Genomic DNA, 19,168 nt, shown 5'->3' on the forward strand with positions numbered 1-19,168 from the left:
TTTCGGGATGAGTCCGGCCCGTATCAGCCCGTAAGATCGCGCCCTTTGATACCTCCGGAGTCCTTTCATGAAGAAACTGTTCGCATTGGCTGCCATTGCCGCTACCGTCTCAGGCGCCTTCGCCCAGAATTTTCCGGACGGCAAGGTGATCACGATCGTGGTGCCCTTCGCAGCCGGCGGCCCGACCGACCGCGTGGCCCGTGACCTGGCCGAAGCCATGCGCAAGCCCCTGGACGGCGTGAGCATCGTGATCGACAACGCCGCGGGCGCGGGCAGCACCATCGGCAACGCCAAGGTCGCACGCGCCAAGAACGACGGCTACACGCTGCTGCTCACCCACGTGGGCATGGCCACCACCCCGGTGCTCTACCGCAAGCTGCCCTACAACTACGAAACCGACTTCGAGTACCTGGGCCTGATCAACGACGTGCCCATGACCGTGATCGGCAAGCCGCAGCTCGAAGCCAACAACTTCAAGGAACTGCGCGAGTGGATCGGCAAGAACCCGGGCAAGGTGAACCTGGGCAACGCGGGCATCGGCTCGGCCTCGCACCTGTGCGGCCTGTTGTTCCAGAGCGAGCTGAAGGCGGAAATGACCACCGTGCCCTACAAGGGCACAGCCCCTGCCATCGCCGACCTGCTGGGCGGCCAGATCGATCTGCTGTGCGACCAGACCACCAACACCACGAGCCAGATCGAGGCGAAGAAGGTCAAGCCGTACGCGGTGACCACGCTCAAGCGTCTGACGACGCCGGCCCTGAAGGACCTGCCGACACTGGACGAGTCGGGCATGAAGAACTTCCAGGTGACGATCTGGCACGGCCTGTATGCGCCCAAGGGCACGCCGGCGCCGGTGCTGAAGAAGCTCAACGACGCGCTGAAGGTGGCGCTGAAGGACCCGGACTTCATCAAGAAGGAAGAGGGCCTGGGCGCGGTGGTGGTGACGGACAAGCGCGTGGAGCCGGCCGAGCACAAGAAGTTCGTGCAGGCGGAAGTCGCGCGCTTCGGCCCAGTGATCAAGGCGGCGGGCGTGTACGCGGACTGACCTCGCGCTTCGCTTGAGTGACAAAGCCGCCGGCCCTCGGGTCCGGCGGCTTTTTCAATGATGGCGCCTCATTTCGGCCGGATCGCGTCGGCCGTGCCCTGGATGAAGGCCTTGAGGCTGTCGATGTCGTCGTTGCTGAGCTTGCCGGTGAAGTCCGGCATGCCGCGTGCCATGGCCGGCCCCTTGAGCACGAACTTGTCGAGGTTCTCGATGTAGGCCGGGTCCATGTAGCCGAGGTTCGGGATGTTGCCGCCGCGGTCCACGCCCGGCACACCATGGCAGAACACGCAGTTGGCCACGTAGAGCATCGTGCCCGCCTGCACCTTGGCCGGGTCGTACTTCACGCCCTGCACCAGCTTGTCCATGCGGTACTGCACGAACTCCGGCATCTTCGCAGTGCCGCCGACCGCGAAGGTGTAGACCGTGCCCGGGCCCTGGCGCTCGGTGGCGCGCTGTGCGAGGCCATAGACGCCGCCCCAGCCCACGGCCACCGACACGTACTGCTTGCCGTCGACCAGGTAGGTCGCGGGCGCCGCCACCACGCCGGTGCCGGTGGGCGACTCCCAGAGCTTGGTGCCGTCCTTCGCGTCGTAGGCCACGAGCCGGCCGTCGGCCGTGCCCTGGAACACCAGGTTGCCGGCGGTGGTGAGCGTGCCGCCGTTCCAGGGCGATGCGTAATCGACGCCCCAGGCTTCCTTCTGCGCCACCGGGTCCCAGGCGACCAGCCGGCCGAAGGGCTTGCTCTTGGGCGCCTCGGCATTGGCGAACTTGGCGGTGTTCCAGCCCAGCGCGGCATGCGGGCGGCCGGGCTTGTCCTCGTCGAACTTCCAGTCCTTGTCGTCCATCAGGTTGAGCGGCACGTGCTGCGCGGGCAGGTAGGCCAGGCCGGTCTGCGGATTGAAGGACATCGGATGCCAGTTGTGTGCGCCGAAGGGTCCGGGGATCGCGTCGTAGGGCTTGCTGCCGTCGCGTGCGGCGGCCAGTTCGATCGGCCGTCCGTTCTTGTCGTAGCCCGTGGCCCAGTTGACCTCGGTGAAGTTCTTCGCCGACACGAACTTGCCGTTGGTGCGGTCGATCACGAAGAAGAAGCCGTTCTTCGGCGCGTGCAGCAGCACCTTGCGCGGCTTGCCGTCGACCTTGAGGTCGGCCAGGATCATCGACTGCGTCGAGGTGTAGTCCCAGTTGTCGCCCGGCGTCTCCTGGTAGTGCCACTTGTACTTGCCGGTGTCGGGGTCCAGCGCCACCACCGAGCCCAGGTAGAGGTTGTCGCCGCCGCCCGGGCTGCGCGCCTTGTGCGACCAGGGCGAGCCGTTGCCGGTGCCCACGTACATCAGGTTGAGTTCGGGATCGAAGGCGAAGCTGTCCCATGCGGTGCCGCCGCCGCCGGCCTCCCAGTATTTGCCGCTCGGGTCCCAGGTCTTGGCCGCCTTGGCCATCGAGGCGTCCTCGAAGGGCTTGGACGGGTCGCCCGGCACCACGAACCAGCGCCACTTCTGGTCGCCGGTCTTGGCGTCGTAGGCCGTGACGTAGCCGCGCACGCCGTACTCAGCGCCGCCGTTGCCGATGATCACCTTGCCCTTGAACACGCGCGGCGCGCCGGTGATGGTGTAGCTGCCCTTCTGGCCCTCGAGGGTGTTCTTCTCCCAGGCCTTCCGGCCCGTGGCCGCGTCGAGTGCGATCAGCCGGCCGTCGTAGGCGGCCACGTAGACCTTGCCCTGGTAGAGCGCCACGCCGCGATTCACCACGTCGCAGCAGCCACGGAAGCCCTTGGACTTGTCGACCTCCGGATCGAAGCGCCAGAGCTGGCGGCCGGTGCGCACGTCGATGGCGTGCACCACGCTCCAGGAGGCGGTCACGTACATCACGCCGTCGACCACCAGCGGCGTGGCCTCCACCCCACGCGTCGACGCGAGGTCGTAGGACCAGACCAGCCCCAGGCCCTTGACGTTCGCGCTGCTGATCTGGTCGAGTCGGCTGAAGCGGGTCTCGGCGTAGTCGAGCCCGTAGCTGGGCCAGTCGGGCGTCTTCGCGGCGTTCTGCCGGATGAAGTTGCCGTCGACCTTGGCCGCGGTGGCCTGCAGGTGGGCGGTCGAGCCCTTGGCGGCGGGCTGCGCGTGCGCCGGGAACACAAGGCCCGCGCACAGCCACGCGCCGAGCGCGATGGCGCCGGTGATTCTTCTCATCGTGTCGTCTCCTGTTGTTCTGGTGCGAAGGATGTCCCTGCGACACACTTTGATCACCTTCGGGATTTCCCGGTCCCGTGACTGTTCCATTGCGGAACACAGTCGGCAGGTCGCATCCATCCCTGCAGGCCATGCCCATGGCGCACCGAACGCCCCCCTCAGACGCCATCCCCCGCGTGCTCTTTCCAAGCACGCTCGCCCAGCGGACCGCGCTGGCGCGCCATCAGTTCTTCGAGGAAGGCATCCGCCCCTCGGGCCTGGTGGGCGAGGAGGTCATCCAGTCGTGGCTGCGGTGCAGCCGGCTGCACCGCGACCCGAAGCGCATCGTGCCCTTCGATCCGGTCACGCCCAGCCGGCGGCACTCGGTGCTGCAGCGCAACCGTGCGCTGATCGACGCGGCCGGGCCCGACCTGCTCTCGATCGAAGGCACCCTGGCCGGCACCGACTGCCGGGTGATCCTGACCGACCGCGACGGCGTGGTGCTGCACGCCACGCACCATCCCACGGCCGCGCAGCAGCCCGTGCTGCAAGCCACCTCGCGCGTGGGCGTGAACATCGCCGAGGGCATCGTGGGCACCACCGCGCCGGGCATCGTGACGCAGACCGGCAAGGCCTGCACGGTCGATGGCGCCGAGCACTACTTCGACGTGCTCCAGGGCATGCAATGCGCGGCGGCACCGATCCGCGACGTGCACGGGCGGCTGGCCGGCGTGCTCGACCTCACGGCGGAGCAACGTCGCTTCGGCTTCGACGCGGCGGCGATGGTCGGCCTGTATGCGACCACCATCGAGAACCGGTTGATGCAGGCGCAGTCGCGCGACCAGCTGGTGCTGCGCTTCCAGGCGCATCCGACGCTGCTGGGCACGCCGCTGGAAGCGCTGGCGGGCGTGTCGTCGGAGGGGCGCGTGACCTGGCTCAACGATGCCGCCGCGCGCCTGCTGGGCGGGCTGCCCGAAGACGCCGAAGCGCGCGCGGTCGAGCAGTTGCTCGGCCATGACCTGGCCAGCCTGCTGCGCCTGGGCCGTCGCGATGCGGCGTCCGCGCTGCGCCTGCCGAGCGGGCTCGGCGTGTGGCTGCAGGTGGCGCTGCCATCGTCGAACGGCACCGACTTCCGGCATGCGGTGGCCGTTGCGGTGCCCGACGGTCTGCACGCGCCGGCGCAACCCGAAGCGGTCGCGCCCTCGCCGCCCGAAGCGCCATCGCCCGCCGCCACGGCCGAGACACTGCGCGCGCAGCATCGCAAGCTGATCGAGGACACGCTCCAGGCGCAAGGCGGCAACATCTCGCAGGCCGCGCGGCAACTGGGCGTGTCGCGGGGCACGCTGTACCGGCAACTGCGCCGCGGTTCGAGTTAGGGCCTTCCGCCGAGCCTTCGTTACGATCACCGGGACGCGTCAAAAAAACAGGCGCGCTGGAGACAAGACGACATGGATTCGAATTTCCCCCCGGCCGAGCGCGCGCACGCGCTCTACCGAACAATGGTGCGCATTCGCGCCTTCGAGAACGCCGCCGAGATCGCCAGCCAGGGCGGCGTGAGTGCCTATGGCCAGCAGGCGACCGGCACGGTGCGCGTGCGTGGGCCGCTGCACCTGTCGACCGGCCAGGAGGCCGTGCCGGCCGGCGTGTGCGTGCACCTGACACCCGCCGACTACCTGACCTCGACCCACCGCGGCCACGGCCACACGCTGGCCAAGGGCGCCGACCTGGGCCGCATGATGGCCGAGCTGTTCGGCAAGGCCACGGGCTTCAACGGCGGCAAGGGCGGCTCGATGCACATCGCCGACTTTTCAGTCGGCATGCTGGGCGCCAACGGCGTGGTGGCGGCCGGCCTGCCGATCGCGGTGGGCGCGGCGCATGCGCAGAAACTGCAGAAGAAAGATGCCATCACGGTCTGCTTCTTCGGCGACGGCGCGATCAACCGCGGCCCCTTCCTCGAAGCGCTCAACTGGGCGCAGGTGTACGGCCTGCCGGTGCTCTTCGTCTGCGAGGACAACCGCTGGAGCGCCACCACGGCCAGTGGCCCGATGACCGCGGGCGACGGCGCCTCGGTGCGGGCCGAAGCGCTGGGCATCGCCGCCACGCAGGTCGACGGCAACGACGTGTTCGCGGTGCATGCCGCCGCGGCACGGCTGGTCGACCAGGTGCGCAGCGGCAGCGGGCCGCGCCTGCTGCACGCGCTGACCTACCGCGTGAAGGGCCATGTGTCGGTCGACCCGGCCGCTTACCGCGACCCGGCCGAACTGGCCGCCGCGCTCGAGACCGACCCGATCGCCCATGCGCGCGCACGCTGCCTGGCAGCGGGCACGGCCGCCACGTTGCTCGACACGATCGATACCGAGGCGCACGCCGAAGTCGAGGCCGCGCTCGCGGCCGCGGCCGCCGCACCCTGGCCCGACGCCGCCGCCGCCTTCACCGACATCCAGACCACGGGAGCCGGTCAATGGCACTGAACGACACGACGACGACCGCAGCGGAGATGAGCTATGCCGAGGCCGCGGTGCTGGCGGTGCAGCGCGAGATGGAAGCCGACCCGAACGTGGTGGTGCTCGGCGAGGACGTGGGCCGCGGCGGCATCTTCGGCCAGTACAAGGGGCTGCAGCAGCGCTTCGGCGACCAGCGCGTGATCGACACGCCGATCAGCGAGGCCGCGATCATGGGCGCCGGCGTGGGCATGGCGCTCGCGGGCCTGCGCCCGGTGGTCGAGATGCGCGTGGTCGACTTCGCGCTGTGCGGCATGGACGAACTCGTGAACCAGGCCGCGAAGAACCGCTTCATGTTCGGCGGCCAGGGCCGCGTGCCGCTGGTGGCGCGCATGCCCGGCGGCATCTGGGACGCCTCGGCCGCGCAGCATTCGCAGTCGCTCGAAGCCTGGTTCGCCCACATGCCGGGCCTGGTGGTGGTGAGCCCCTCGACGCCGCAGGACAACTACAGCCTGCTGCGCGCGGCCTTGCAATGCGGCGACCCGGTGGTCTACATCGAGCACAAGGCGCTGTGGGGTGCGCGCGGGCCGGTGGACGAGACGCGCGCCGTGCCGCTGGGCCAGGCCGCGCGCCTGCGCGAGGGCGATGCGCTCACGCTCGTGAGCTGGGGCAAGCAGGTGCAGGCCTGTGCCGCGGCCTGCGATGCGCTGGCCGCCGAAGGCATCGCGGTCGATCTGATCGACCTGCGCACGCTGTGGCCCTGGGACCGCGAGGCAGTGCTGTCTTCGAGCGCGCGCACCGGCCGGCTGCTGGTGGTGCACGAGGCGGTGCAGGCCGCGGGCTTCGGCGCCGAGATCGCGGCCACCGCGGCCGAGGCCACGGGCTGCCGCATCGCGCGCCTGGGCGCGCCGCGCATTCCGGTGGGCTATGCGCAGGCGCTGGAAGCGCAGTCGCGCGTCACGGCCGAGGCGATCGTGGCTGCGGCGAGGAAGCTCGCGGGCTGAACCTCAGGCTGCGAAACCCCCGTCGATGTTCAATCCAGCACCGGTCACGAACGCGGCCTCGGGGCTGGCCAGGTAGGCCACCATGCCGGCGATCTCGTCGGCATGGCCGTGGCGGGCCAGCGCCATGAAGCTGTGCATGGTGGCGGCCATCGGGCCGTCGGCCGGGTTCATGTCGGTGTCGACCGGGCCGGGCTGCACGTTGTTGACCGTGATGCCGCGCGGGCCCAGATCGCGCGCCAGGCCCTGCACCAGGCCGGTCAGCGCCGACTTGCTCATCGCGTAGACGCTGCCGCCCGCGAACGGCATGCGCTCGGCGTTGGTGCTGCCGATGTTCACGATGCGCCCACCCGTGCCCATGTGCGCCAGCGCGGCCTGGATCGCGACGAACACGGCGCGCACGTTGACCGCGAGGGTGCGGTCGAAGTCGGCCAGGCTGAACTGCTCGACCGGGCCCAGGTACAGCACGCCCGCGCTGTTGACCAGGATGTCGATGCGCCCGCCGAAGTGCTTCGCGGCCTGGTCGATGCCGGCCTTGAGCGCGTCGGCGTCGGCGCTGTCGATCTTCAGCGCCAGCGCACGGCCGCCTTCGGCCTCGAGCGTCCGCACGAGGTCGTCGGCAGCGGCCTGCGCATTGCTGTAGCTGAAGGCCACGGCCGCGCCGTCGCGCACCAGCCGGCGCACGATGGCGGCGCCGATGCCGCGCGAGCCGCCGGTGACGAAGGCGACCTTGCCGGCCAGCACGGGGGAAAGGGATGCAGTGGTTGAAGTCATGGATTTTCCGATCGCTTGAAGAAGCATGGGTGGAGAAGGAAGGCCTTCAGTGTCGGCATTCCAATCCGTTGCCGGTAGCCATCAATAGCCGCAAGCAGCTTCAACCCAAAGTTGAAGATGCGATCCACAATGCGCCCATGGAACCGCTCAACCACCTCGAGTCCTTCGTGCAGAGCGCCGAGGGCGGCAGCTTCTCGGCCGCGGCCCGGCGCCTGGGACTGACCCCTGCGGCGGTGAGCAAGAATGTGGCGCGGCTCGAGGCCCGGCTGGGTGTGCGGCTGTTCCAGCGCAGCACGCGCCGCCTCACGTTGACCGAAGGCGGCGAGCGCTTCCTTGCGCAGATCGGCGGCGCCCTGACCACGCTGCAGGAAGCGGTGGCCGGCCTGGCCACCGACGACGGCCAACCGGCGGGCACGCTCAAGGTGAGCATGGGCCAGGCCTTCGGGCGCGAACATGTGTTGCCGCTGATGGGCGACTTCCTCGCGCGCTACCCGGCCATCCTGCCCGACTGGCACTTCGAGAACCAGCAGGTCGACCTGGTCGGCGAGGGTTTCGACGCGGCCATCGGAGGCGGCATCGAGTTGTCGGCCGGGCTGGTGGCGCGCGAGCTGGCGCGCATCCACGTGGTGGCGGTGGCGTCGCCCGCGTACATGAAGGGCCGCAAACGGCCGCGCCACCCGTCGGAGCTCGCCGCCCTCGACACGCTGCTGCGGCGCTCCTCGCCCACCGGCCGACTGCGCGGCTGGACGCTGCGGCATGCCGCGCGCGGTGAGGAGGCCACGGTCGACCTGCCGCGCCCGCGCGCGATCTTCAACGATCCCGAGGCCATCGCGCATGCCGCGCAGATGGGGCTGGGCGTGGCCATGTTGCCGATGCCTTTCGTCGAACGCGGGCTGCGCAACGGCGAGCTGCTGCGGCTGCTGCCCGAGTGGTACCAGGATGCCGGCGCGATCTGGCTCTACTACCCGAGCAAGAAGCTGCTGCCGCCGAAGACGCGTGTCTTCATCGACTTCGTGCTCGCGCGTTTTCGCGAAGAGCGCTTCGCCCAGCGCATGCAGGCCGGCTGAGCGACCGTCTCAGGGGGTTTCCACTCGCGACGCCTGTGGCGCGCGCCTGTACAAACACGCGCATGACATCCTCTCTCTTCCCCTCGAATCGCCGCACCGCGCTGGTCGCTGCCGTCGCCACCGCCCTGGCCGTGATCGCGGCGCCCGCATGGGCCCAGGGCGCCTGGCCGAACAAGCCGGTGCGCATCGTCGTGCCCTTCGCGGCCGGCGGCACCACCGACATCCTGGCGCGCGCGATGGCGCCCGAACTGTCGAAGGCCTTCGGCCAACCCTTCATCGTGGACAACCGCGGCGGTGCGGGTGGCAACGTGGGCACCGACATGGTGGCCAAGGCACCGACCGACGGCTACACGCTGCTGATGGGCACGGTGGGCACGCATGGCATCAACCGTGCGCTCTACCCCAAGCTGCCTTTCGACCCGATCAAGGACTTCGCGCCGATCACGATGGTGGCCGCGGTGCCGAACGTGATGGAGATGAACGCCGACAAGGCCAAGGCGCTGAACATCCGCAACGTGCAGGACTTCATCAAGTACGCCAAGGCCAACCCGGGCAAGCTCAACATGGCATCGAGCGGCAGCGGCACCTCGATCCATCTGGCCGGCGAACTGTTCAAGAGCATGACCGGCAGCTTCATGACGCACATCCCCTACCGCGGTTCGGGCCCTGCGCTGCTCGACATGGTGGGCGGCAGTGCCGATGTGATGTTCGACAACCTGCCCTCGTCGATGCAGCAGATCAAGGCCGGCAAGCTGGTGGCATTGGCCGTGACCAGTTCCCAGCGTTCGCCGGCATTGCCGGACGTGCCCACGGTGGAAGAAGCCGGCGGTCCCGCGCTCAAGGGCTTCGAGGCCAGTTCGTGGTTCGGCCTGCTCGCGCCCGCGGGCACCCCGCCCGAGATCGTGAGCCGCATCCAGCAGGAGGTCGCGAAGTCGCTCGGCACGCCGGCCATGAAGGAGAAGCTGCTCGCGCAAGGCGCGATTCCCAGCGGCAACTCACCGGCCGATTTCGCGAAGCACATCGACCGCGAGCACACCAAATGGGCCAAGGTGGTGAAGGACTCCGGCGCAAAGGTCGACTGACGCGCGTCGGTTCCGCCTGATGCAAGGAACACCGCAGAACCGGCTATGCCGGGCTGCTGGTGTTGCCCCCGGTAGGGGGTTGGCGAAGCGACACCCTTCGACAAGCTCAGGACGGGCCAAGGTGCGCGAAGACTGGGGGCGAGCCTAAACCCCCCAGACGACGTCCCTGCCTTCGGCGGCCGAGCGCTTGAGCATGTCGATCAAGGGCGCGGCACGCTGGTGCAGCGCGACGTGCTCGCGTTCTGCGGGCTCCTCGTGCTTCTCGGACGCGAAGGCATCGTCGTTGTTCCGGTGCTGCGCATGCTCGTGCGCAATGGCGGCCTCGAGCGCGGAGAGGGCGGCAGGGATCTGCTCGCTGGTGATGATGCCTTGCGCACCGGGTGCCTTGCCGATGACCTCGAGCAATTGGCGGGCATTGGGTTCGAGCATCACGACATCGGCCGTGGCCTGCGATTTGAAACGGTAGAGCATGTTGTTTACTTGTAAAGAAAATCCCGGTTGAAAGGGTACACCGATTGCGCACCGCGCATCGGGCCCCCTTCGACCTTGTCATCGGGGCGCGTCGCCAGCATCTGGTGCAGCGAGATCCAGCCACGCTCGAAACTCATCGCCGAGCCCGCCAGGTACAGGCGGTAGGCGCGCAGGATGCGTTCGGCCCGCTCGTCGCCGGTGCTCGTGCGTCGCAGCACCGCGCGAGCCTCGTCGAGCTGCGCCTCCAGCGCATCGGACCAGGCCCAGAGCGTGCGCGCGTAGTGCGGCCGCAAATTCTCTGTATCGACCATCTCGAGGCCCGCGCCGGCCAGGTCGCGCAGCACCTGCGTGACGTGCAGCAGTTCGCCGCCCGGGAAGATGTACTTCTCGATGAAGTCGCCCATGCCCGCGCCCAGTTGCTGGGTGTCGAGCCGTCCGGAGGTGATGCCGTGGTTCATCACCAGGCCGCCCGGCGCGAGCAGGTCGTGGATGTGCTTGAAGTAGGTCGGCATGTTGGCACGCCCCACGTGCTCGAACATGCCCACCGAAGAGATCTTGTCGAAGGGCTTCGCAATGTCGAGCAGCCGGTAGTCGCGCAGCTCGACACGCACCCGCGCCTGCAGCCCCTTCTCCTCGATCAGCCGCTGCACGTACGCATGCTGGTTCTTCGACAGCGTGATGCCGGTCGCGTCCACGCCGTAGTGCTCGGCGGCCCACAGCAGCAGGCCGCCCCAGCCCGAGCCGACATCCAGGTAGCGCTCTCCGGGCCGGAGCATGAGCTTGCGGCAGATGTGGTCGAGCTTGGCTTCCTGGGCCTGGGCCAGCGTCAGATCGTCGCTGCGGTAGTAGGCACAGGAGTAGACGCGGCGCGGGTCCAGCCACAGCGCGTAGAAGTCGTCCGAGACGTCGTAGTGGAACTCGATCTGCGCCGCGTCCTTGCCCAGCGTGTGCGATCCGCGCGACTTGGCGCGCTGCAGCAGGCGTGACCACCATCCGGTGTCGGTCTCGGCCGGATTGCCGGGCAGCAGGCCCGCCGCCGCGTCGATCAGGTCGCGCATGGCGCCGTCGATCTGGACGCGGCCCTCGACATAGGCCTCGCCGATCGCACCAATCTGGCGCGCCGCGAGCTTGGCCAACGAGGCCCAGTCGGCGAAGGCGAGCGTGACGCGCGAGCCGGGCGAGGAGACGGTTCGACCATCGGGCAGCTGCAGCGCGATGGGGACCGGCAGGCTGGCAAGTTGAGACTCGATCTTCGGTATCAGGCTTGGCATGCCGATGATTTTTCCCAGCCCATCGACACCCGTCAACCGGCCCCGTCCTAAGACCCTTCCCCCATTGACACCCAAATGTTTATGCCTAAACTATTTATCCATGAACATCCTCACGCCCTCCCTCCAACGCATCCTGTGTATCGGCGGCGGGCCCGCGGGCCTGTACTTCGCCCTGCTGATGAAGGCGCGCCATCCGCGCCTCGACATCACCGTGGTCGAGCGCAACCGCCCCTTCGACACCTTCGGCTGGGGCGTGGTGCTCAGCGACCAGACGCTGGCCAACCTGGCGGCCGCCGAGCCCGAAACGGCCGAACTCATCGGCCAGTCCTTCCACCATTGGGACGACATCCAGGTCTTCTTCAAGGACCGCCAGGTGCGTTCGGGCGGCCACGGCTTCTGCGGCATCGGGCGCAAGCGGCTGCTCAACATCCTGCAGGAGCGCTGCCTCGCATTGGGCGTGGACCTGGTGTTCGAGACCGACGCCACCGATGACCAGGCGCTGGCCGCGCAGTACCGTGCCGACCTGGTGATCGCCAGCGACGGCCTCAACAGCCGCATCCGCACGCGCTACGCCGAGGTGTTCCAGCCCGACATCGACCAGCGCAAGTGCCGCTTCGTCTGGCTGGGCACGCACCAGACCTTCGACGCCTTCACCTTCGCCTTCGAACAGACCGAGCACGGCTGGTTCCAGGCCCACGCCTACCAGTTCGACGACGAGACCTCGACCTTCATCGTCGAAACGCCTGAAGAGGTCTGGAAGGCGCACGGCCTCGACCAGATGGAGCAGCCCGAGGCCGTGGCCTTCTGCGAGAAGCTGTTCGCCAAGTACCTGGGCGGCCATGCGCTGATCAGCAACGCCTCGCACCTGCGCGGCTCGGCCAACTGGATCCGCTTCCCGCGCGTGATCTGCAAGCACTGGACGCACCGCGTCGAAATCGACGGCAGGACCGTGCCCGTGGTGCTGATGGGCGACGCCGCCCACACCGCCCACTTCTCGATCGGCTCGGGCACCAAGCTGGCACTGGAAGACGCGATCGACCTGGCCGACGAGTTCGGCCATGGCGGCAGCATCGACGAGGTGCTGGTGGGCTACGAATCGCGCCGCAGCGTCGAGGTGCTGAAGATCCAGAACGCCGCGCGCAACTCCACCGAGTGGTTCGAGAACGTCTCGCGCTACACCGGCATGCAGGTCGAGCAGTTCGCCTATTCGATGCTCACACGCAGCCAGCGCATCAGCCACGAGAACCTGCGGCTGCGCGATGCGGCCTGGCTCGGTGGCTACGAGAAATGGCTGGCCGGCGGCAAGAAGATCGCGCCCATGCTCACACCGTACAAGGTGCGTGGGCTCGAGCTCAAGAACCGCATCGTGGTCTCGCCGATGGCGACCTACAGCGCGGTCGACGGCCTGCCGCAGGACTTCCATCTGGTGCACCTGGGCGCCCGCGCGATGGGCGGCGCCGCGCTGATCTTCGTCGAGATGACCAGCCCGACGCCCGAAGGCCGCATCACGCCGGCCTGTCCCGGCCTCTACACCGACGCCCAGGGCGCCGCGTTCAAGCGCATCGTCGACTTCGTGCACACGCAGACCAGCGCCAAGATCGGCATGCAGCTGGGCCACAGCGGCCCCAAGGGCTCGACGCAGGTGGGCTGGGAAGGCACCGATGAGCCGCTGCCCGCGGGCAACTGGCCGCTGCTGGCTGCCAGCGCACTGGCCTACGGCGCGCAGAACCAGACGCCGGCCGCGATGACGCGCGTCGACATGGACACGCTGCGCGATCAGTTCGTCGCCGCGACGCGCCGCGCCGCCGAGGCCGGCTTCGACTGGCTCGAACTGCATTGCGCGCACGGTTACGTGCTCGCCTCCTTCCTGAGCCCGCTCACCAACCGGCGCACCGACGACTGCGGCGGCGACATCGCGAACCGCGCGCGCTATCCGCTCGAAGTGTTCGAGGCGATGCGCGCGGCCTGGCCGGCCGAGCGCCCGATGAGCGTGCGCATCTCGGCCCATGACTGGGCGCCCGGCGGCAACACCGATGACGATGCGGTCGCGATCGCGCGGCTGTTCAAGGCCGCGGGCTGCGACTTCATCGACGTCTCGTCGGGCCAGACCACGCGCGACGCCCAGCCCGTCTACGGCCGCATGTACCAGACGCCCTTCGCCGACCGCATCCGCAACGAGGTCGGCATCGCGACCATCGCGGTGGGCGCGATCACCGACGCCGACCAGGCCAACAGCATCATCGCGGCCGGCCGCGCCGACCTCTGTGCCGTCGCGCGCCCGCACCTGGCCGATCCGGCCTGGACGCTGCATGAAGCCGCCAAGCTGCAGAGCCGCCACGTCGACTGGCCCAAGCAGTACACCGCGGGCCGCGACCAGCTGTACCGCGAGATCGCCAAGCAGCAGGCCCTGGCCGCCGGCCCGGCCGCGCTGCAGCCCGAAGAGGAGCGCTGAATGGACCTCGAAGCCCGCGCCCACAGCGAACACCCCGACGAGCTGCGCCTCTGGCTGCGGCTGCTGACCTGCACGCAACTGATCGAGAAGGAAGTGCGCAACGGCCTGCGCGAGCAGTTCGCCACCACGCTGCCGCGCTTCGACCTGATGTCGCAGCTCGAACGTTCGCCCGAAGGGCTGAAGATGAACGAACTCTCGCGCCGCATGATGGTGACGGGCGGCAACGTGACCGGCATCACCGACCAGCTGGTGGCCGAGGAACTGGTCGAGCGCGTCAACGTCGAGGGCGACCGGCGCGCCTGGCGCGTGCGCCTCACGACACGCGGCCGCGCGCTGTTCAACGAGATGGCGCACCAGCACGAAGCCTGGATCGTCGAAGCCTTCGCCGGCCTCGCGCCCAAGGAGATCACCCAGCTGCACAAGCTGCTCGGCAAGGTCAAGCAGCACACCCACCCCCTGATGACAACGACGACGGAGACCGAATGAAGCACTACATCGGCGCAGGCAATCCCATGCATGCGCAATTCGAAGCCAAGGCCGGCTACCAGGCCACGCACTTCCAATGGACGCATGAAGACGGCGTGGGCACGCTCACGCTCAACCGGCCCGAGCGCAAGAACCCGCTGACCTTCCAGTCGTACGCCGAACTGCGCGACCTGTTCCGCGCGCTGCACTACGCGACCGACGTCAAGGCGATCGTCGTCACGGGCGCGGGCGGCAACTTCTGCTCGGGCGGCGACGTGCACGAGATCATCGGCCCGCTCACCAAGATGAGCATGCCCGAGATGCTCGAGTTCACGCGCATGACCGGCGACCTGGTGAAGGCGATCCGCCAGTGCCCGCAGCCCGTCATCGGCGCCATCGACGGCATCTGCGCCGGTGCCGGCGCGATGATCGCGCTGGCCTGCGACATCCGCTACGGCACGCCCGCCGCGCGCACCGCCTTCCTGTTCACACGCGTCGGCCTGGCCGGCGCGGACATGGGCGCCTGCGCGCTGCTGCCGCGCATGATCGGCCAGGGCCGCGCGTCGGAGCTGCTGTTCAGCGGCCGCGCGATGACCGCCGACGAAGGCCTGGCCTGGGGCTTCTTCAACGCACTCCATGCCAGCGATGCGGTGCTGGCCGCAGCGACGAAGATGGCACGCGATCTCGCGGCCGGCCCGACCTTCGCGCACGGCATGACCAAGACCATGCTGTCGCAGGAATGGTCGATGACCATCGAGCAGGCGATCGAAGCCGAAGCGCAGGCCCAGGCCATCTGCATGCAGACGGCCGACTTCACGCGCGCCTACGAGGCTTTTGCCGCCAAGCAGAAGCCGGTCTTCGGCGGAGACTGAACCATGTCCGCCTCCAAGGTCGATCCTTCGACAGCGCACCTGGCGCTGCCCTTCTTCGATGACGCGCACCGCGAGCTCGCGCGCGGCCTGCTGCCGTGGACGGCCGCGCAGGACGTCGACGAGCGCGACGACCGCGCGGCCTGCCGCGACTGGGTTCGGCGCCTGGGCGATGGCGGCTGGCTGCGCTACTGCGTGCCGGCGGCCTTCGGCGGCGCGCTCGAGCGCCTCGACTCGCGCGCGCTCGTGCTGCTGCGCGAGACGCTGGCCTTCCACTCGCCGCTGGCCGACTTCGCCTTCGCGATGCAGGGCCTGGGCAGCGGCGCGATCACGCTCGCAGGCACCGCGGCGCAGCAGTCCGGGTACCTGAGCGCAGTGGCGCGCGGCGACAGGATCGCGGCCTTCGCCTTGAGCGAACCCGAGGCCGGCTCCGACGTGGGCGCGATGGCGATGCAGGCCGTCGACACCGGCAACGGCTGGCGGCTCGACGGCGCCAAGACCTGGATCAGCAACGGCGGCATCGCCGACTTCTATGTGGTGTTCGCCAAGACCGACCCCACCGGCGGCACGCGCGGCATCACGGCCTTCATCGTCGATGCGGAGGCCAAGGGCCTCGACACCAGCGAGCACATCCAGGTGATGGCACCACATCCACTCGCCACGCTGCGCTTTGGTGCCTGCGAGGTGCCGCACGGTGCGCAGCTGGGTGAACTGCATGGCGGCTTCAAGCTCGCGATGCGCACGCTCGACATCTTCCGCGCGTCGGTGGCCGCAGCCGCATTGGGCATGGCGCGCCGCGCACTGAGCGAAGCCATCGCGCATGCGAAATCGCGCCGCATGTTCGGCCAGACATTGGCCGACTTCCAGCTCACGCAGGCCAAGCTCGGCGACATGGCCGCGCTGGTCGACAGCGCCGCATTGCTCACCTACCGCGCGGCCTGGATGCGCGACGAAGGCGAGCGCATCGGCAAGCCCTTTGCCGACTACACCGCAGCCGCGGCGATGGCCAAGATGTGCGCCACCGAGAACGCGCAGCGCGTGATCGACATGGCACTGCAGATGCACGGCGGCAGCGGCGTGCAAGTGGGCACGAAAGTTGAGAGTCTCTACCGTGACATCCGCGCGCTGCGCATCTACGAAGGCGCGACGGAGGTCCAGCAACTGATCATCGGCAAATCCGTCCTGCGGGAGTAGACACCTTGAGCGCACAAATCGACCGTTTCGTCCACGATGGACTTCCACCTGCGGATCAGCTGCCGGTCTTCCGGTACGACCTGCCGGAACTGCAACTGCCCGACCAGTTGAACCTGGTCGAGGAACTGCTGGACAAGGCCGTGGCCAAGGGCTTCGGCGATCGGCCGATGCTGCGCTCTCCCGCTCGCACCTTGACCTACGCGCAGGTGGCGATCGAAGTGAACCGCATCGCGCAGGTGCTGACCGAAGACCTCGGCCTGGTGCCCGGCAACCGCGTGCTGCTGCGCGGCGGCAACTCGATCCCGATGGCGCTGGCCTGGCTCGCGGTGGTCAAGGCGGGCCTGATCGCGGTCGCGACCATGCCGCTGCTGCGCGCACGCGAACTCGGCGACATCATCGACAAGGCCAAGCCCACGGTCGCGCTGTGCGAGGCCAGGCTGCTCGACGACATGCTCAGCGCGCAGAAGGTGAACCCGGTGCTGAAGACCGTCGTGGCCTTCAAGTCGGACGCCCCCGATGCGCTCGAGGCCTTGGCCGCGAAGAAGGACGGCACGTTCACCGCCTGCCCCACCGCGTCGGACGACATCGCGTTGCTGGCCTTCACCTCGGGCACCACCGGCAAGCCCAAGGCGCCCGCGACCACGCACCGCGACGTGCTCGCGATGTGCGAGACCTGGCCGCGCCACGTGCTTCGTGCGACGCCGGACGACATCGTGATGGGGTCGCCGCCGCTGGCCTTCACCTTCGGCCTCGGCGGCCTGCTGGTCTATCCGATGTGGGCCGGCTCCTCGGTCTACTACCCGGACATTCCGTACACGCCCGAGGGCATGGTCAAGCTGATCAACGAGACCGGCGCGACCATCGTCTACACCGCGCCCACCTTCTACCGGCAGATGGCGCCCTTCGCCAAGCAACTGGGCACGCCAACGCTGCGCATCACCGTGAGCGCGGGCGAAGCCTTGCCCGACGCGACGCGCCAACTCTGGAAGGACGCGACCGGCATCGAGATGCTCGACGGCATCGGCGGCACCGAGGTGTTCCACATCTACATCTCGGCCGCGGGCGCCGACGTGCGGCGCGGTGCTGTGGGCAAGGCCGTGCCCGGCTTCACCGCCAAGGTGGTCGATGACGAAGGCCGTGAAGTGCCGCGCGGCACCGTCGGCCGGCTGGCCATCCAGGGGCCGGTGGGTTGCCGCTACTTCGACGATGCGCGCCAGGCCAAGTACGTCAAGGACGGCTGGAACTACCCGGGCGATGCCTTTCGCCAGGACGACGACGGCTACTTCTTCTACCAGGCGCGCGACGACGACATGATCATCACCGCCGGCTACAACGTCGGCGGCCCCGAGGTCGAGGACGCGCTGCTGCAGCACCCGGCCGTGGCCGAATGCGGCGTGATCGGCAAGCCCGACGAGGACCGCGGCATGATCGTCAAGGCCTTCTGCGTGCTCAAGCCCGGCTTCACCGGCGACGCCGCGCTGTGCAAGGCGCTGCAGGACCACGTCAAGGCCGCCATCGCGCCCTACAAGTACCCGCGAGAAATCGAGTTCGTCGAGGTGCTGCCCCGCACCGAGACCGGCAAGCTCCAACGCTTCAAACTGAGACAGAACACATGATGAACAAGCTATTGCAACCACCGGGCTGGCTCCCACCCAAGGGCTACGCCAACGGCATCGCCGCGCGCGGCACACAGATCTTCGTCGGCGGCCAGATCGGCTGGAACGCGCAACAGGTCTTCGAAACCGACGACTTCATCGCGCAGACCGGCCAGGCGCTGCGCAACATCGCCGAAGTGCTGCGCGAGGCCGGCGCCGGCCCCGAGCACATGGTGCGCATGACCTGGTACATCACCGACCGCGATGAGTACAACCGCCGCCTGGCCGAGCTGGGCCCGGTGTACCGCGACGCGATGGGTCGCAACTTTCCTGCGATGACCTGCGTGCAGGTGGCCGCGCTGGTCGAGGCGCGTGCCAAGGTCGAGATCGAAGTGACGGCGGTGCTGCCGGATTAGCCCTTGCGCGGGCGTTCCGCTGGCCCAGCGCATCATGCTCGGGCACGGAGCCGTAGGCACCCTTGCTGCAGGTCGCTTCCGCGCGCGAGGCGGAAGACCCGCAGCCGCTGCGTACGCTGCGGCGGGCCCATCGGATGGGACCACGGAAATCACCCGGACGCTGCTGCGCATGCTGCGCGTGCCCCCGTCGCGCTGATCCGCAACAGAATCAAAGCCAGGCGCAGACCTGGCTTTTTTTCGCCCTTCGACGGGCCGCGTCCGATGCATTGCCAACATCGAGCGCACAAAGCAAAACACCCACTGAAAAGTGGGTGTTTTGGGTATCAGCTGGTAGGCTGATATGTTGGTTGCGCGAGCAAGATTTGAACTTGCGACCTTTGGGTTATGAGCCCAACGAGCTACCAGGCTGCTCCATCGCGCGGCAAGCTAGAAGTATACCTTATTCCGAGGCGCTTTGCTCGTCAGAAGCTTCTTTAATTTCGGGACGGTCGACCAGTTCGACCAATGCCATCGGCGCGTTGTCGCCCACGCGGAAACCCATCTTCAGGATGCGCGTGTAGCCGCCCGGACGTGCCGCGAAACGCGGGCCCAGATCGGCGAAGAGCTTGACGACGCTGTCGCGGTCGCGCAGGCGGTCGAATGCCAGGCGCTTGTTCGCGAGCGTGGGGGTCTTGGCCAGCGTGATCATCGGTTCGATGACGCGGCGCAGTTCCTTGGCCTTGGGGAGCGTGGTCTTGATGACTTCATGCTCGATGAGCGAGTTCATCATGTTCTGCAGCATCGCAAGGCGGTGCGAGCTGGTGCGGTTGAGTTTGCGGAGTCCGTGTCCGTGACGCATGGTGCTTTTTCCTTTACTTTATAAA

The 19,168-nt window shown here is 68.4% G+C and carries 17 protein-coding genes and 1 tRNA gene; 12 read left to right on the forward strand and 6 right to left on the reverse strand.

The window, feature by feature from the left end; genetic code table 11:
* Positions 1 to 67 precede the first annotated feature (67 nt).
* On the forward strand, positions 68 to 1,045 hold the full coding sequence (locus tag ACSFBC_RS21505) for a tripartite tricarboxylate transporter substrate-binding protein (protein ID WP_435512393.1): 978 nt from the start codon (positions 68 to 70) through the stop codon (positions 1,043 to 1,045).
* Positions 1,046 to 1,113: 68 nt separating this feature from the next.
* On the opposite strand, the gene ACSFBC_RS21510 is transcribed toward ACSFBC_RS21505, so the two are convergent.
* Positions 1,114 to 3,228, reverse strand: a complete 2,115-nt coding sequence (locus tag ACSFBC_RS21510) for a PQQ-dependent dehydrogenase, methanol/ethanol family (RefSeq protein WP_435512394.1) — start codon at positions 3,226 to 3,228, stop codon at positions 1,114 to 1,116.
* Between the two features lie 137 nt (positions 3,229 to 3,365).
* Between ACSFBC_RS21510 and ACSFBC_RS21515 the strand changes: the two genes are divergently transcribed.
* The 3 genes from ACSFBC_RS21515 to ACSFBC_RS21525 all read left to right on the forward strand — a co-directional run bounded on the left by ACSFBC_RS21515 (position 3,366) and on the right by ACSFBC_RS21525 (position 6,652).
* On the forward strand, positions 3,366 to 4,583 hold the full coding sequence (locus ACSFBC_RS21515; RefSeq protein WP_435512395.1) for a helix-turn-helix domain-containing protein: 1,218 nt from the start codon (positions 3,366 to 3,368) through the stop codon (positions 4,581 to 4,583).
* A 72-nt stretch (positions 4,584 to 4,655) separates the two neighbouring features.
* Complete coding sequence (locus ACSFBC_RS21520; protein ID WP_435512396.1) at positions 4,656 to 5,678, forward strand: thiamine pyrophosphate-dependent dehydrogenase E1 component subunit alpha; 1,023 nt, start codon at positions 4,656 to 4,658, stop codon at positions 5,676 to 5,678.
* Positions 5,669 to 6,652, forward strand: a complete 984-nt coding sequence (locus tag ACSFBC_RS21525; protein ID WP_435512397.1) for an alpha-ketoacid dehydrogenase subunit beta — start codon at positions 5,669 to 5,671, stop codon at positions 6,650 to 6,652. Before ACSFBC_RS21520 ends, ACSFBC_RS21525 begins: the two co-directional genes overlap by 10 nt.
* 3 nt (positions 6,653 to 6,655) lie before the next feature.
* Here ACSFBC_RS21525 and ACSFBC_RS21530 read toward each other — a convergent pair whose 3' ends face one another.
* The gene (locus ACSFBC_RS21530) at positions 6,656 to 7,423 is read right to left on the reverse strand and encodes an SDR family oxidoreductase (protein ID WP_435512398.1); all 768 of its coding nucleotides are present in this window, start codon (positions 7,421 to 7,423) and stop codon (positions 6,656 to 6,658) included.
* Positions 7,424 to 7,560: 137 nt separating this feature from the next.
* Between ACSFBC_RS21530 and ACSFBC_RS21535 the strand changes: the two genes are divergently transcribed.
* A complete protein-coding gene (locus ACSFBC_RS21535) occupies positions 7,561 to 8,490 on the forward strand; it encodes a LysR family transcriptional regulator (protein WP_435512399.1) in 930 nt (309 codons plus the stop codon).
* Positions 8,491 to 8,552: 62 nt separating this feature from the next.
* The gene (locus ACSFBC_RS21540; protein ID WP_435512400.1) at positions 8,553 to 9,572 is read left to right on the forward strand and encodes a Bug family tripartite tricarboxylate transporter substrate binding protein; all 1,020 of its coding nucleotides are present in this window, start codon (positions 8,553 to 8,555) and stop codon (positions 9,570 to 9,572) included.
* Between the two features lie 144 nt (positions 9,573 to 9,716).
* Here ACSFBC_RS21540 and ACSFBC_RS21545 read toward each other — a convergent pair whose 3' ends face one another.
* On the reverse strand, positions 9,717 to 10,043 hold the full coding sequence (locus ACSFBC_RS21545) for a DUF1840 domain-containing protein (RefSeq protein ID WP_435512401.1): 327 nt from the start codon (positions 10,041 to 10,043) through the stop codon (positions 9,717 to 9,719).
* Positions 10,044 to 10,048: 5 nt separating this feature from the next.
* Positions 10,049 to 11,314 carry a class I SAM-dependent methyltransferase gene (locus ACSFBC_RS21550; protein ID WP_435512402.1) on the reverse strand — a complete coding sequence of 422 codons (1,266 nt, stop codon included), beginning with the start codon at positions 11,312 to 11,314 and terminating at the stop codon, positions 10,049 to 10,051.
* 100 nt (positions 11,315 to 11,414) lie between these two features.
* On the opposite strand from ACSFBC_RS21550, the gene ACSFBC_RS21555 reads away from it, so the two are divergent.
* From ACSFBC_RS21555 to ACSFBC_RS21580, 6 genes are read left to right on the forward strand one after another with little or no spacing between them, the layout of a single operon-like run.
* Positions 11,415 to 13,766 carry a bifunctional salicylyl-CoA 5-hydroxylase/oxidoreductase gene (locus ACSFBC_RS21555; RefSeq protein WP_435512403.1) on the forward strand — a complete coding sequence of 784 codons (2,352 nt, stop codon included), beginning with the start codon at positions 11,415 to 11,417 and terminating at the stop codon, positions 13,764 to 13,766.
* Complete coding sequence (locus ACSFBC_RS21560; RefSeq protein ID WP_435512404.1) at positions 13,767 to 14,252, forward strand: MarR family winged helix-turn-helix transcriptional regulator; 486 nt, start codon at positions 13,767 to 13,769, stop codon at positions 14,250 to 14,252.
* Positions 14,249 to 15,103: an enoyl-CoA hydratase family protein gene (locus tag ACSFBC_RS21565; protein WP_435512405.1), complete on the forward strand. Its 855-nt coding sequence runs from the start codon at positions 14,249 to 14,251 to the stop codon at positions 15,101 to 15,103. The genes ACSFBC_RS21560 and ACSFBC_RS21565 overlap by 4 nt, the downstream gene beginning before the upstream one ends.
* Before the next feature lie 3 nt (positions 15,104 to 15,106).
* Positions 15,107 to 16,294 (forward strand): acyl-CoA dehydrogenase family protein, encoded by a 1,188-nt coding sequence (locus tag ACSFBC_RS21570; protein ID WP_435512406.1) that lies wholly within the window; start codon positions 15,107 to 15,109, stop codon positions 16,292 to 16,294.
* A 5-nt stretch (positions 16,295 to 16,299) separates the two neighbouring features.
* Positions 16,300 to 17,910 carry an AMP-binding protein gene (locus ACSFBC_RS21575; RefSeq protein ID WP_435512407.1) on the forward strand — a complete coding sequence of 537 codons (1,611 nt, stop codon included), beginning with the start codon at positions 16,300 to 16,302 and terminating at the stop codon, positions 17,908 to 17,910.
* Positions 17,907 to 18,305, forward strand: coding sequence for a RidA family protein (locus ACSFBC_RS21580; protein ID WP_435512408.1), 399 nt, complete (start codon positions 17,907 to 17,909; stop codon positions 18,303 to 18,305). Before ACSFBC_RS21575 ends, ACSFBC_RS21580 begins: the two co-directional genes overlap by 4 nt.
* 344 nt (positions 18,306 to 18,649) lie before the next feature.
* On the opposite strand, the gene ACSFBC_RS21585 is transcribed toward ACSFBC_RS21580, so the two are convergent.
* Positions 18,650 to 18,726: transfer RNA gene (locus tag ACSFBC_RS21585), tRNA-Met, on the reverse strand.
* Positions 18,727 to 18,744: 18 nt separating this feature from the next.
* A complete protein-coding gene (rplQ, locus tag ACSFBC_RS21590) occupies positions 18,745 to 19,143 on the reverse strand; it encodes a 50S ribosomal protein L17 (RefSeq protein WP_435512409.1) in 399 nt (132 codons plus the stop codon).
* Between the last annotated feature and the right edge of the window lie 25 nt (positions 19,144 to 19,168).

Origin of the sequence: Variovorax frigidus (assembly GCF_051216515.1) — a bacterium.
Classification (GTDB): domain Bacteria; phylum Pseudomonadota; class Gammaproteobacteria; order Burkholderiales; family Burkholderiaceae_C; genus Variovorax.